The organism is Rufibacter psychrotolerans (assembly GCF_016924645.1).
Lineage (GTDB): Bacteria > Bacteroidota > Bacteroidia > Cytophagales > Hymenobacteraceae > Nibribacter > Nibribacter psychrotolerans.
Genome location: NZ_JAFFJV010000011.1, coordinates 142091 through 155180, shown reverse-complemented (window position 1 = coordinate 155180; position 13090 = coordinate 142091). Strand labels below are relative to the sequence as shown.

The window sequence follows — 13090 nt, the reverse complement described above, 5'->3', positions numbered from 1 at the left end:
CTTCGCGGCAAACACATACGCGCATGAAGATTGGAATTGTATGCTACCCTACCTTTGGCGGTAGCGGTGTGGTGGCCACTGAGTTGGGCAAGGCCCTGGCGCAAAAAGGGCATAAGGTGCACTTTATCACCTACAGCCAACCGGCTCGGCTGGACCATTTCAACGAGAACCTGTTTTACCACGAAGTAAATATCCCTAATTACCCCCTGTTCCAGTATCCGCCCTATGAGTTGGCGCTGGCCAGCAAGATGGTAGACATTGTGCAGTTTGAACGATTGGATGTGCTGCACGTGCACTACGCCATTCCGCACGCCTCGGCGGCGTTCATGGCCAAGCAGATCCTGCAGACCAAGGGCATCCAGATTCCGGTCATCACTACCCTGCACGGCACTGATATCACGCTGGTGGGCAAAGACGCCTCCTACGAGCCGGTGGTCACGTTCAGCATCAACCAGTCAGACGCCGTGACCTCTGTTTCGGAGGACCTCCGCAAGGAAACCTACGAGTACTTCCCTATTGAGAAGGAGATTGTGGTCATCCCCAACTTCATCAACCTGGAGCGGTTCCAGAAGCAGCGCAAAGACCATTTCAAGTCGGCCATTGCGCCGTTTGGCGAGAAACTGCTGGTGCACACCTCCAACTTCAGGGGCGTGAAGCGCATTGGCGACGTGATCAAGATTTTCTCCAAGGTGCGGGAAAAAGTACCTTCCAAGCTGCTGCTGGTGGGCGACGGTCCCGAGCGCCCCAAGATGGAGAACCTCTGCCGCAAGCTGGGCATTTGCCAGGACGTGCGGTTTTTGGGCAAGCTGGAGGCCGTGGAAGAACTGCTGTCGGTGGCCGATGTGTTCCTGATGCCCTCTGAGAAAGAGAGCTTCGGCCTGGCCGCCCTGGAAGCCATGGCCTGCGAGGTGCCCGTGATCTCGTCCAACGCCGGCGGCCTGCCCGAGCTGAACGTGCACGGCGTCACCGGGTTTGTGAGCAACGTGGGCGACGTGAAAGACATGGTCAAAAACACGCTCTTCGTGCTGCAGGACGATCAGCTGCCCCAGTTCAAGGCCAATGCCCTGGCCCGCGCCCAGGAGTTTGAGATCAGCAAGATTGTGCCCCTGTACGAGCAGGTGTACCAGCAGGCCGCCGAGGCCGTGCGCCAGCAGATATAGTCTTCATGCCCCTTTTGGGGCTATTTCATCAAAAACACCCTTAAAACAGACAGATACAAGATTCTTTATTCCGCAAAGCCCTACCTATGCACTTTGAGAAACCACAGCATTCTGAAGAAAATCCCTGGAAAACCCTTGATTCCACCCCCATCTACAGCAATCCCTGGATTAGCGTACGCGAGGACCAGGTCATTAACCCAGGCGGGGGAAACGGCATCTACGGCGTGGTGTCCATGAAGAACTTGGCCATTGGCATTATTCCGGTGGACGATGAGGGCAATACCTGGCTGGTGGGGCAGTACCGCTACACGGTGCAGGAGTACTCCTGGGAGATTCCCATGGGCGGCGGCCCCATTGGCATAGACGCGCTGGAGTCGGCCAAGCGGGAGCTGAAGGAGGAGACCGGCTTCACCGCCGAACAGTGGACCAACATTGGCCGCATCCACACGTCCAATTCAGTAACCGATGAGGAAGGCTTCATTTTCCTGGCCGAGGACCTCACTGCCGGCGAGACCGAGTTTGAGGAAACCGAGGACCTCAAAATCTGGAAGCTGCCCCTGCACGAGGCCGTACGCATGGCCATGGACAGTGAGATCACCGATGCCATCAGCGTGGCCGGCCTGCTCAAAGCCGAGAAGATTCTTTTAACCCGTCGGCCCAAATAAGAACCGTTTCTGGCACTAAGTCAGGGCGAAGCGCGTTTGCCGTTTTAAAGCAGATTTTGGCAAAACAGGGCTAGAACGGCTTTGACCGGCGCAGATGTGGCGCATTTCTTATTAATTCGTAATTTTGGGAAAGATGAACAGGTTGAAAGGAATCGGCAAAAAGGTTTACTCCGTGTGGTGCACCACTTGGTTTGTACTCCCTTTTCTTACCTCTTACCCGCTCTTCCGGGTCTTGATTGCCAAGCCCAACCGTCTGAAGCACGCGCACACGCTTAACCGCCTGTGGTCTAAGTTCCAGCTGCGCATGTACCTCATGCCGGTGACCGTGCAGGGCGTGGAGCAGCTTGATCCTACCCAGAAGTACGTGTTCGCGCCTAACCATAGTTCCTACATAGACATTCCCATGATCCTGGCGGCCGTGCCGGGCTTCCTGAACTTCGTGGGCAAGAAGTCCCTGACCAAAGTGCCGCTGTGGGGCAAGATCTATGACGCGCTGTACATCTCGGTGGACCGCGACAGCCCCATCAGCAGTGCCAAGGCCTACATTGCCTCCAAGCAGAGCCTGGAACAGGGCCGCAGCGTGGTAATCTTCCCCGAGGGGAAAATCTCGCCGGACTCTGGCCGCACCCTGCTGCCGTTCAAAGACGGGCCGTTCAAGCTGGCCATTGAGAAGCAGGTGCCGCTGGTACCCATCACCATGCCCTACAACCACCTGTTCCTGCCCGACGTGAAAGGCAAACTCATCATCCGGTACCATCCGCTGGAAATGATCATCCACCGGCCCATTCCCACCGCCGGGATGACCCTGAAGGATCTGGAGACCTTGAAACAACAGACCTTCCACATTATCAACGATACGTTACAACAGAAGAACCATGAGCACCAACATAGAAACCTTACGGCAGCTGGCGCACTTAGCCCGGCTTGAGTTTGACGAAACCAAAGAGCAGGAAATGCTCAAAGACCTGAACAACATCCTGGACTGGGTAGACCAACTGCGCCAGCTGGATACCCAGAACGTGGAGCCGCTCATCCACATCTCAGAGGAACTGAACGTGATGCGCGAAGACGTGGCCCAGAACACCGTGCGCCACGAGGATGCCCTGCGCCTGGCCCCGCGCAAAGACTCAGATTATTTCAGGGTTCCTAAAGTTCTGGAGTAAGCCAGAATGAAGCTTTTTCCGTTCTGGCCGGCGGTGGAGCCTGGCCGCCGCATTCTTTATTTTCTCCTGACGGCGCTGGTTTTAGGCGCCGTTGCTTTGGGCCTCTGGGGCTTTTACAACGGTCATCAATTAGTGTTCCCGCTGGAGAAGCAAGCCGAGCTCTTTCCCGCCGAGGCGCACCTTAGCCCTTCTTCTCCTCTGCTCACCCCCATGCGGGTAGAAGTCAACGCCTACCTGGTTTCTGAGCGGTACACCATTGGCGACATGCAGTTGCCGCTGTGGGCCACCTGGACCTACTTTGCCGGCCTGGCCGTGGCCCTGGCCTTTTTCTGGACCCTGGCGAGCACCCTGCGGCGAATACCATTTTATGTGGCGGTATCTTTGGGCATGCTCTGGCTGGCTACCCTCAACCTTGATCTGCTGGGCATTTTCTCCCCTACCAGCCGGGTGCTATTGGGGGCAACCCTGGGCATTCTGGCGCTGGTGAGCTTCGGGTTTCAGGCCTTCTGGACCCGGGTCCGGTTTTTGGGCCGTTTTCTGGTTTTTGGGGCCATACTGGCGCTGCTGGCCTGGGCGCTTTTCCACTTCTCGCCACTGGCGGCCCCGCTTACCGCCCTACACGTGGTGAACCATGCCACCCTGGCCAGCTTTGTGGCGGCAGTCTTGTTCATGGTGCTGGTGGCCTATGAGAACCTGCACGGCTTGCTGTGGTTCAACACGCAGGCGCAACAACCGCAGCGCCGGTTTGGCTTGGTGCAGTTCGTGCTCATTAGTGTGCTGTATTTGGGCAACCTGTTGCTACTCTACCTTCGGCAGATTGGTACCATTGAGGCAGAGTTTGCCGGGCTAGACGCACTGGTGGTTTTCCTGTGCTCGGCCCTGGTGGGGCTATGGGGCCTGAAGCAGCGCCAGGTACAGTATACCCGCTTCTTCCAGTTCGAGACAGAGGCAGTTCCCCTGTACCTGCTGCTGGCCTTTCTGACGTTTCTGAACCTGGGCTACGCTCTGCTGATGGCCAACGACCCGCTGGTGCAGGCCTACCGCAGTTCCATCATCCTCACGCACCTTTCGTACGGCACCGCGTTTTTCCTGTACGTGCTGGTGAACTTCGGCCCCTTGATCAAGCAGAAACTGCGGGTGTACAAAGTGGTGTATGACCCCAAGAAGCTGGCTTTTTTCACGGTGTATCTCATGGGCACCACGCTGGCGGTGATCCTGCTGTTCCGGAGCAATTACGCCCCCTACCTGCAGCACCAGGCCGGTTACTACAATTACCTGGGCGACCTGTACCGCCAGACCGAAGACACGCCGCTGCTGGCCGAGCAGTTCTACAACGAGGCCAGCCTGCAAACCCGCAACAACCAACGCTCCAGCCTCGCCTTAGCCGACCTGTACCGCCTGGGCGGCAGCCGCACCCTGGAGATGCAGCGCCTGGAAGAAGTTTTGGAACGGAAGCCCTCGCCGGAAGCGTACCTGCGCCTGGCCAGCCTGTTCACCGCCCCGTCTGACCTGTTTGACCACCTGAAGGTGCTGCAGGAGGCCGTGAAAAAGTACCCCGACCACGCCCCGCTCCTCAACAACCTGGGCCTGCTGTACGGCACGACCTCCTTTGTTGACTCGGCGGCGTTTTACTTAGACGCGGCCCTGGCGCAGAGCAAAGAGCAGGAAGTCATTCAGGCCAACCAACTGGCGTTCCTGGCCAGCCACAACTTTCCGCAGCAGGCCAAAGAATTCTCGGAGAAATATGCTCCAGGCAGCTACGCTCCGTTACAGGCCAACCGGCTGGCCATTGCGCTGGCCCTTGGAGCCCCAAAACCCCAGAACCTTCCGGCGCAGGCACAAGACAGTGTGCTGAGCACCCAAACCTTCGCCCGTTTCTACAACCGTCAACTGCTGCAGCCTGAAAAGAACGACAGTGCCACCCTTCAGCGCCTGAACGTGCTGTTGCGGCAAGAAGCCAACCAGGCGTTTCTGGATGACCTGAACCTGGTACGGGCCCTCTTGCTGCACCAAGGCACGGCCGCTAACCCGCAACCCGTGCAGGCCAAAGCCATTCTGGAGAACCTGGCGCTCAACAGCGAAGGCACCGCCGGCTACTACTATGACATTCTGGGCCAGTGGATGCTGCAAGGCAAACTGTACCCCTTGGCCGCCGACTACTTCCAGCGCGCGCGCCAGGCCGGGTACCGTGACGCCCACCTGCACGCCGTGGTAGCCTACGCTTTGGCCGGTAATTTCCCGCAGGCGGCCGGCATCGCGCTCAATACTACCGATTTCCCCGAGCCCTGGCAGCAGAAAGCCGCTACCCAGTTGGCCTTCGCTACCCAGATTACCCCTGAGCAGGCGGTGAACGCCCCCGATTCTTTGAAGGTGCAGTTTCTGCAGCTGCGGGCGCCCTCCCTGCCCCTGGCCCAGGTAGAGGCGGTGGCCAACGCCATCACTACTCCGGCCTTGGCGCCCGCGGCGGCGCTGCCCCTAGTGAGCAGGTACATTCAGGAAGGCACTTACCCTACTGCCGCCAACCTGCTGCAGATCCATTTTCCGGCCAGTTTTCCTAAAAACAGCCTAAAATCGCAGGCCAGCGCCCTACAGGCTGAGCTGTGGTGGAAGACCGAGCAGTGGCAGACCCTGAGCCAGCAATTGCCTACCCTGTACTTCGCTCCGCAGGACGCCGGCACCAGGCTCTATTACCAGGCACTGCTAGCCCAGCGTAATAAAAACGGCAAAGCGGCGACTAATCTCTTTACCCAGCTGCTGCAGCGGGCTCCCGGCTCTGAGCCAGCGCACCTGGCCGCCGCCGATTTCTTTGTGGCCCAGAAACAGCCCATGCGGGCCTATGACCTGCTGCTGGAGGGTATTAGTTACAACCCGGCGTCGGTGGTGCTGCGCAAGGCCTACGTGAAAATTGCTTTGAGCCAGGGCCTGCGCGAATATGCCCTGCAGGGCCTGGAGCAGCTGGAGCCTTTGGTTAGTCCTGCGGAATACCTTACTTTTAAAAGAGAAATTGAGCCCCAACTCCAGGCCAGCGAGGCCTTGCAGCAGGAGTGGCAATAAAAGCATACCTATGAGCACCATCATCAAAACCGAGAATATCTCCAAAGTTTACCAGATGGGCACGGAGACCATCCATGCGCTGCGGTCTATTTCCATTGAGATAAAGCGGGGCGAGTACGTGGCGTTCATGGGTCCGTCCGGCTCCGGCAAATCCACGCTCATGAATATTGTGGGCTGCCTGGACACGCCCACCTCGGGCACGTACATCCTCAACGGCAGCGATGTCAGCAACATGGCAGACAACGAGCTGGCCACGGTGCGCAACAAAGAGATTGGTTTCGTGTTCCAGACGTTCAACCTGCTGCCCCGGTCTACCTCGCTGGACAACGTGGCCCTGCCGCTCATCTACGCCGGTTACGGCAAAGCCGAGCGCGAAGAACGGGCCATGGAGGCCCTGAACAGCGTGGGCCTGGGCTCCCGGGCCAGACACAAGCCCAATGAGCTCTCGGGCGGGCAGCGCCAGCGCGTGGCCATAGCCCGGGCTCTGGTGAACGACCCCAGCATTATCCTGGCCGATGAGCCTACCGGTAACCTGGACACCAAGACCTCTTATGAGATCATGGGTCTCTTTGAGAACCTGCACGCCAAGGGCAACACCATCATTATGGTAACCCACGAAGACGACATCGCCCATTACGCCCACCGCATTGTGCGCCTGCGCGACGGCCTGATTGAGTCTGACCTCATCAATGAAAACATCACGGTGCCTGCCCTGCAGGCGGCCGCTTTAGACTCCCCTCAATGAAGATCTACACCAAAACCGGCGACAAGGGCGAAACCTCCCTCATTGGCGGTACCCGCGTCAAGAAATCGCACCTGCGCATAGAGGCCTACGGCACCGTAGACGAGCTCAACTCCTTTATTGGCGTGGTGCGCGACCAGGAAGTGAACCAGAAGCGCCAGGAGATCTTCTCCGAGATCCAGGACCGCCTGTTCACCATCGGCTCCACCCTGGCCACCGACCCAGACAAGGAAGGCAAGGTCCAGACCCCTGACCTGCATGAGGCTGACATTCAATTGCTGGAAGAGCAGATGGACCTGCTGGACCAGCGCCTGCCCCCGCTCCGCAGCTTTGTCTTGCCCGGCGGGCACCCGGCGGTCTCGTTCTGCCACGTGGCCCGCACCGTGTGCCGCCGGGCAGAGCGCCTAGCCATTGCGCTGCAGGAAGAATCGCACGTAGATGACCTGGTGGTGAAATACCTGAACCGTCTTTCTGACTTCCTTTTTGTGTTAAGCCGCGCCGTGGGTTTTGAATTAGGAGTAAAAGAAATAACTTGGAAGCCTCGTATGTGAGGCTTTTTTTATTCAGAATTGCCAGAAATGCGTACAATACTTACCTCTAACACCTAACCTATGCAAACAGAATCCATGCCTATTCATACCACCGTTACCACGGCCAGCCAACTCGCCAACCTTGACCTGGAGAACCTGCAGTTCGGGAAAGTCTTTGCCGACCACATGCTGGTGATTGACTACAAGGACGGTGCCTGGCAGGAGCCCCACATCTTGCCGTTTGGGCCCATTGAGTTGAGTCCGGCCACCGCTGCCCTGCACTACGGGCAAGCCCTGTTTGAAGGCATGAAAGCCTACAAAACGCAGGAGGGCGAAGTGGTGCTGTTCCGTCCGCAGGCCAACTGGGCCCGGTTGAATGAATCGGCCAAGCGCCTGTGCATGCCCGAGATTCCGGAAGACCTGTTCATGGAGGGCCTCAAGCAACTGGTGGCCCTGGACGCCGACTGGGTGCCGCAACGCCCGGGCTTCTCGCTCTACATCCGGCCGGTAATGTTCGGCTCTGAAGGACTGTTGGGCGTTCGTCCGGCCACCGAGTACAAGTTCATCATTTTCTGCAGCCCCGCCAGCAGCTACTACGCCGAGCCCGTGCGCGTGAAAATTGAGGAGCACTACACCCGCGCCGTAGAAGGTGGTTTTGGCTACGCCAAGGCGGCCGGAAACTACGGCGGTTCTTTGCTGCCCGCCAAACTGGCCCACGAGGAAGGCTACCACCAAATCATCTGGACCGATGGCCGCGAGCACAACTACATTGAAGAGTCCGGTACCATGAACGTGATGTTCGTGATTGACGGCAAGCTGGTAACTCCTGCCCTCAGCACCTCCATCCTGGCCGGCGTTACCCGCGATAGCGTGCTGCAGCTGGCCCGCGACTGGGGTGTTCCGGTAGAAGAGCGCAGAATCCAGATCCAGGAGATTGTAGACGCCTACCAGGCCGGCAAACTGCAGGATGCCTTTGGTACTGGCACCGCCGCCACCATCGCGCACATCAAGTCCATCACCTTTAGGGGAGATGAGATGGTATTGCCGCCGGTAGAAGAGCGTGCCCTCTCCAACAAGATCTCCGTGGAACTGGATAACATCCGCTACGGCCTGGCGCCCGACCCGCACGGGTGGGTAGTGCCAGTGGTTTAAATTTTTCTATCTTTTAAAAATCCGTTTCGGGGTTGTTTTCTGAAAAACGGCTCTGGAACGGATTTTTTGTTTTTGGCTTAGACACTCGTAGGAACTGCGCACACTACGAGGTCTTTTGAGCAAGAGGCGTAGCGGCCTTACCTGTAACGCCGTGGTTCTATGGAAATGATGGGCTCACCCAGAACAAACCTTTTCTCCCCTGCGGGGAAAATAATGGCAAAGGCGGTTCTCAGCGACCTCATCCGAAATCGCTGCGTGGAGCCACGGCGGTACAGGGTAACGCCGCTACATACCGCATGGTCCATAATTGTCAAACCAACCCTGGCCTGATATCTAACCTTTTACACCATCTTCCCTTATAACCACTATCTTTGCGCATACTGCTTTTAGCATTTTGAACCTATGACCCAAGACCAGATAAAAGAATTGAAAGGCCGTGTAGAGGCGTTGAGGAGGTATCTTTGACTACGATGCCAAGAAAGAACAAGTAACAGCCATTGAGGCGCAATCCACTGCCCCAGACTTCTGGGATGATCCCAAGAAAGCCGAAACAGTGCTGAAGGAGGCCAAGAGCCTGAAGACCTGGACCGATGACTTTGAAGCTACTTCCAAGGCCGTGGAGGACGTAGAAGTGCTCTTCGACTTTTACAAGGAAGGCGAAGTGTCTGAAGAAGACATGAACGCCGAGTTCAAAGCCGCCGAGGAAACCGTGGAGAACCTGGAGTTCAAGCGGATGCTCAGCAACGAGGAAGACCAGCTGGGCGCCATTCTGGAAGTAAACTCCGGGGCCGGCGGAACCGAAAGCCAGGACTGGGCCGAGATGCTCTACCGCATGTACCTCATGTGGGGCGAGCGCAAAGGCTATTCCGTGAAACAGATCGACTTCCAGCCGGGCGAAGGTGCCGGGATTAAATCAGCTACTTTGCAATTTGAGGGCGATTTTGCCTACGGCTATCTGAAGGCCGAAATTGGCGTGCACCGCCTGGTGCGTATTTCTCCGTTCGATTCCGGCGGACGTCGCCATACGTCGTTTGCCTCCGTGTTCGCCTACCCTATTGTAGACGATACCATTGAGATCAACGTGAACCCCGCCGATATTGAGTGGGATACCTTCCGTTCCGGTGGTGCGGGTGGTCAGAACGTGAACAAGGTGGAAACCGCCGTGCGTTTGAAACACAAACCGTCTGGGATTGTGATTGCCTGCCAGATTGAGCGCTCGCAGCTCATGAACAAAGAGCACGCCATCCGGATGCTGAAATCGCAGCTCTACCAGATTGAGATCAACAAGCGCAACGAGGAACGCGACAAGCTGGAAAGCACCAAGAAACGCATTGATTTCGGTTCGCAGATCCGGAACTACGTGCTGCACCCGTACAAACTGGTGAAAGACATCAGAACCGGCGTGGAGCGTTCAGACGTGCAGAACGTGCTGGACGGCGACCTGGATGAATACATCAAGGCGTACCTGATGCAAGCTTAAACACCTGATGCGTTTACAAAAACAAAGGCCTTTCTGAGCAGCTCAGAAAGGCCTTTGTTTTTGATAGCTATTTGGGAAAAGACCGCAAAAACGCAGAAAAGTTATTCCAATCCCTCAGACTCAACGCCTGAGTTCTTAGGCACCGGCAGCACTTTGTATTTCTTCTTCAGCAGGTGGTGGTGCACCCTGGCCTCTGGTTTGACCACAGGCAAATCGTCTTGCTTCCGCCCGAACTTGGCCTGCGGCATGTTGCTGTAGATGATGGTTTCTTCCCCTGCAAAAGCCTGGGCTTGGGGAAGGGCATCGGCGTACAGCTTTAGGGGAGACTTCTGAAAGAGTTGATCCTTCCTGAAAGGCTCAATCTTGAGTTTCGGGGCTTGTGAGGGGTTTGGCCTCGGATGGAGGCTATCGGAGGGTGTCTGGGCCACGGCCATGTTCGCCAGCAGCAACAGCACCCCACCCAGTAAGATCTTCTTTTCCATAATATTGAGATACATCCTATTGAAAGTAGGCAAGCAGCAAGGCGGCTTCAGGGCTCAAGGACACGTTGCTTTCCACCCGCTACACAAAAGCCAAAGGCAACCGGAGAAAATCGCAACTAAGTGACAGTCCCGTTTTGGGCCTGTTTTCCTGAAAACAGCCTTAAAACCTTTGTCCTACAACTGCCCACCTGTTCACCTGTTTACATAGACTCGGTCTTTTGAACCCATGCCCTAAACGGCATGTTCTCTTCTCAAAAGCTGCCTTTTCTCTACAACGGCAGCACTCTCCAAAACCATATCGTACGACCATGGCTTCTAAGTTTGCTTCTATTTTATACGGAGGCGAAATGAAAACATATTTCCGGCGCGGGCTTTTCTTGCTGGCCGCGCCGCTGCTGGTCCTCTCGCTGCTGGCGATGCGCGGTGCGGGGCAACCCATAGCTAAAATGGGACCGCTGGTGCTCAAATCTGAGCAGCTTCCGTTCCAGACCAGGGAGTTCTACATCAGTGATGTGATTGACGAGCGCCCCAATGCCAAAGGCGTGGGTTTGTTGGTGCCCACTCCTTCCACCGGGAGTTCAACACCGAAGACGGTAGACTTCCAGGGCGGCAGCGTGCCTGCTATCAAGAAATACATCAAGGAAAGCTTTTCGCACAATCCTAAGCTCAGGCCCATTGTCATGCGCTTGAAGGAATATCAGGTCACCGAGAAACAAACCTCGGGTTCCCGGGTAGAGGGGCAGATGCAGATTGTGGCCACCTTTGAGGTGCAGCGCGAAGGCAAGCGGCTGCATCTGTTCGACTACAGGAGCGGGGCCCGCTACGCCCGCCCCATCGGGAACCAGTCGGTGGTGGAGCCTACGCTGCGCAAGATGCTGTCTGAGTCGTTGCGGTATCTCACCACCTGGGTAGAGCAAGAGGCACCCACCAACGAGAAACTGGCCCGGTCAATCAAAGTCTCCTTTGAAGACTACACCCGCAACCAGGACGATGACACCCTGTTCTACGACCCTAGCCGTCCGCTGAGTTGGAGTGATTTCCAGGGTGGCTCGCGTATTTCGGGTTCGTTTGCGGCGTCGGTCTTCCCCGGGCTCTCCAACGACATCTATGCCACAGTGCAGAACGGCGTGATTCACGTGCGGGTGTCTACCAAACCGTATATTCTGCGCAACCTCTCTAAAGTGCTGCCCAGCGCCAAAAACGACTACGCCCTGAACCATGAGCAACGGCACTTTGACATTGTGAAATTGGTGTCTGAGCACTACAAACAGCGCATCAAGCCCGAAAAACTGACGCTGGAAGACTACGAGAGCATCATCAAATACCAGTACCTGGAAGCGCTCTGGGAAATGGACCGCCTCCAGAAGCAATACGACGGCGAAACCGGCCACGGCCTTAACCGCATGGCCCAGGAACGCTGGAACCAGAAAATTGACGAAGAGCTGCGGGCACTAAAAGTGAAGCAGTAAGCAATTCTCCTTTCTTGGCAAACTGCTTACATATTCCCTCGCTCGCCTCTGGCGAGTGTGAGAAATCCGGCGGCCTCTGGCCGCTATGCAGTGAGGAAGGGGTGAATAGTTAAAATCAATATGAGTGCGAGTGTAGGCTATAAGGCGGGGTCCGGCCGCGAAGAGCTCCAATCATTCATTCCAAAGCGAGCCAATCACTACTTTCCTGCATAGCGGCCAGAGGCCGCCCCATAGCGCACACTCGCCTGTGGCGAGCGTGGGGTATGTTCTGAAAAAGCAAGAAGGGCGGGCACTTTTGCAGTGCCCGCCCTTCTTGCTATGTTTTCCGGATATTACCCCAGAAACGAAAGAATCACAATTACCCGAAGATTTCGTCCAGCACTCCGGCCAGCCGTACCCCGCCTTTCAGGAGCTGCTCGTTCAGGGTTTGCACGTGCTCAAAGTTGTACTGGTAGCTCAATCTTTCCTCGGGTTTGGTGATGCCCTGGTACAAGCGGTCGGCGATCTGGTATGACTCAAAGAACCACTGCGGCATGAGCTGCTGCTGCCACGTCTTTACCTGGCTCCTGGTAGCAAAGTTGATGGCGGCGGTGTACTCGGTGTAGCTCAGCTCCTGGTACTCCACCAGTTGCTCGTCCCACACGCGGTGCAGGTTAGAGGGCTGGTTGAACCACTGCACCCGCACCCGGTTGCCGCCCAGATCCTCTGGCCGGCCCACGTGCATGGGTTGGTGCACATCGCCCACAAAGTGGATGAGCAGGCGCAGGTACATCACTTTCTTATCCTGCGCAAGGTCCTTCTTCTTCAGCTCGTTTTTAAGGAAGTTGATGCGTGTGAAGGCGTTGGTGGTGGTATCGTTCAGAAGGTGCTTCTCCACCTCAGCCTGGGTCAAGCCTTGCTTCAGGTTGATGTAGTGCCAGTTGCCCAGGTAGTTGTACGCGGGGTCAGACTTGATGAAATCGGCCCAGTTGCTGGCCATGGCAATAGACTCATTGCCCAGAATCTTCTTGATGTTCTTCCTGGTTTTGGAGGAGATGTGCCGGTCGGCAATCTCGCCCACGATGCGGTGGCCCAGCATGCCCCACGCCATTGACTGGAACGGCAGGTACATGAAGAGGCAGAGTGCTACTAATTTCTTGAAAACGCTCATGGCTGTTTTTAATGTTGAAGGGTCTGCAAAAGTAGCCTAAAAA

Annotated in this window: 12 protein-coding genes; 10 read left to right on the top strand and 2 right to left on the bottom strand. The window is 56.5% G+C overall.

What is annotated here, in order from left to right; genetic code table 11:
* Positions 1-23 precede the first annotated feature (23 nt).
* The 9 genes from bshA (at position 24) to prfB (ending at position 9946) form a co-directional block, all read left to right on the top strand.
* On the top strand, positions 24-1160 hold the full coding sequence (gene bshA / locus JT718_RS11665; RefSeq protein ID WP_205502872.1) for an N-acetyl-alpha-D-glucosaminyl L-malate synthase BshA: 1137 nt from the start codon (positions 24-26) through the stop codon (positions 1158-1160).
* 86 nt (positions 1161-1246) lie between these two features.
* Positions 1247-1825 (top strand): NUDIX domain-containing protein, encoded by a 579-nt coding sequence (locus JT718_RS11660; protein ID WP_205502870.1) that lies wholly within the window; start codon positions 1247-1249, stop codon positions 1823-1825.
* A gap of 133 nt (positions 1826-1958) precedes the next feature.
* Entirely contained in the window at positions 1959-2753 is a 795-nt protein-coding gene (locus JT718_RS11655; protein WP_205502869.1) for a lysophospholipid acyltransferase family protein, read from the top strand.
* Positions 2701-2988 (top strand): Asp-tRNA(Asn)/Glu-tRNA(Gln) amidotransferase subunit GatC, encoded by a 288-nt coding sequence (gene gatC, locus JT718_RS11650; protein ID WP_123132602.1) that lies wholly within the window; start codon positions 2701-2703, stop codon positions 2986-2988. The genes JT718_RS11655 and gatC overlap by 53 nt, the downstream gene beginning before the upstream one ends.
* 6 nt (positions 2989-2994) lie before the next feature.
* The gene (locus tag JT718_RS11645; RefSeq protein ID WP_205502867.1) at positions 2995-6042 is read left to right on the top strand and encodes a tetratricopeptide repeat protein; all 3048 of its coding nucleotides are present in this window, start codon (positions 2995-2997) and stop codon (positions 6040-6042) included.
* A 10-nt stretch (positions 6043-6052) separates the two neighbouring features.
* A complete protein-coding gene (locus JT718_RS11640; protein WP_240337050.1) occupies positions 6053-6787 on the top strand; it encodes an ABC transporter ATP-binding protein in 735 nt (244 codons plus the stop codon).
* The gene (locus tag JT718_RS11635; protein ID WP_205502865.1) at positions 6784-7335 is read left to right on the top strand and encodes a cob(I)yrinic acid a,c-diamide adenosyltransferase; all 552 of its coding nucleotides are present in this window, start codon (positions 6784-6786) and stop codon (positions 7333-7335) included. The genes JT718_RS11640 and JT718_RS11635 overlap by 4 nt, the downstream gene beginning before the upstream one ends.
* 60 nt (positions 7336-7395) lie before the next feature.
* The gene (locus JT718_RS11630) at positions 7396-8466 is read left to right on the top strand and encodes a branched-chain amino acid aminotransferase (protein ID WP_205502862.1); all 1071 of its coding nucleotides are present in this window, start codon (positions 7396-7398) and stop codon (positions 8464-8466) included.
* A gap of 402 nt (positions 8467-8868) precedes the next feature.
* Positions 8869-9946 (top strand): peptide chain release factor 2 gene (gene prfB / locus JT718_RS11625; RefSeq protein ID WP_205502860.1). Its coding sequence is split into 2 segments (ribosomal slippage): positions 8869-8928 and positions 8930-9946, totalling 1077 coding nucleotides; the frame shifts between segments, so codons are not numbered across the junction.
* Between the two features lie 101 nt (positions 9947-10047).
* Here the strand turns inward: prfB and JT718_RS11620 are convergent.
* Positions 10048-10428 carry a hypothetical protein gene (locus JT718_RS11620; protein ID WP_205502858.1) on the bottom strand — a complete coding sequence of 127 codons (381 nt, stop codon included), beginning with the start codon at positions 10426-10428 and terminating at the stop codon, positions 10048-10050.
* Positions 10429-10775: 347 nt separating this feature from the next.
* Here JT718_RS11620 and JT718_RS11615 point away from each other — a divergent pair, with 347 nt between their 5' ends.
* Entirely contained in the window at positions 10776-11897 is a 1122-nt protein-coding gene (locus JT718_RS11615) for a hypothetical protein (protein ID WP_205502856.1), read from the top strand.
* 358 nt (positions 11898-12255) lie between these two features.
* Here JT718_RS11615 and JT718_RS11610 read toward each other — a convergent pair whose 3' ends face one another.
* Entirely contained in the window at positions 12256-13047 is a 792-nt protein-coding gene (locus JT718_RS11610; protein ID WP_240337049.1) for a S1/P1 nuclease, read from the bottom strand.
* Between the last annotated feature and the right edge of the window lie 43 nt (positions 13048-13090).

Excerpts from the sequence above, each read along its gene's own strand:
- bshA (WP_205502872.1), top strand. The coding sequence starts at position 24 with ATGAAGATTGGAATTGTATGCTACCCTACCTTTGGCGGTAGCGGTGTG.
- JT718_RS11660 (WP_205502870.1), top strand. The coding sequence starts at position 1,247 with ATGCACTTTGAGAAACCACAGCATTCTGAAGAAAATCCCTGGAAAACC.
- JT718_RS11655 (WP_205502869.1), top strand. The coding sequence starts at position 1,959 with ATGAACAGGTTGAAAGGAATCGGCAAAAAGGTTTACTCCGTGTGGTGC.
- gatC (WP_123132602.1), top strand. The coding sequence starts at position 2,701 with ATGAGCACCAACATAGAAACCTTACGGCAGCTGGCGCACTTAGCCCGG.
- JT718_RS11645 (WP_205502867.1), top strand. The coding sequence starts at position 2,995 with ATGAAGCTTTTTCCGTTCTGGCCGGCGGTGGAGCCTGGCCGCCGCATT.
- JT718_RS11640 (WP_240337050.1), top strand. The coding sequence starts at position 6,053 with ATGAGCACCATCATCAAAACCGAGAATATCTCCAAAGTTTACCAGATG.
- JT718_RS11635 (WP_205502865.1), top strand. The coding sequence starts at position 6,784 with ATGAAGATCTACACCAAAACCGGCGACAAGGGCGAAACCTCCCTCATT.
- JT718_RS11630 (WP_205502862.1), top strand. The coding sequence starts at position 7,396 with ATGCAAACAGAATCCATGCCTATTCATACCACCGTTACCACGGCCAGC.
- JT718_RS11620 (WP_205502858.1), bottom strand. The coding sequence starts at position 10,428 with ATGGAAAAGAAGATCTTACTGGGTGGGGTGCTGTTGCTGCTGGCGAAC.
- JT718_RS11615 (WP_205502856.1), top strand. The coding sequence starts at position 10,776 with ATGAAAACATATTTCCGGCGCGGGCTTTTCTTGCTGGCCGCGCCGCTG.
- JT718_RS11610 (WP_240337049.1), bottom strand. The coding sequence starts at position 13,047 with ATGAGCGTTTTCAAGAAATTAGTAGCACTCTGCCTCTTCATGTACCTG.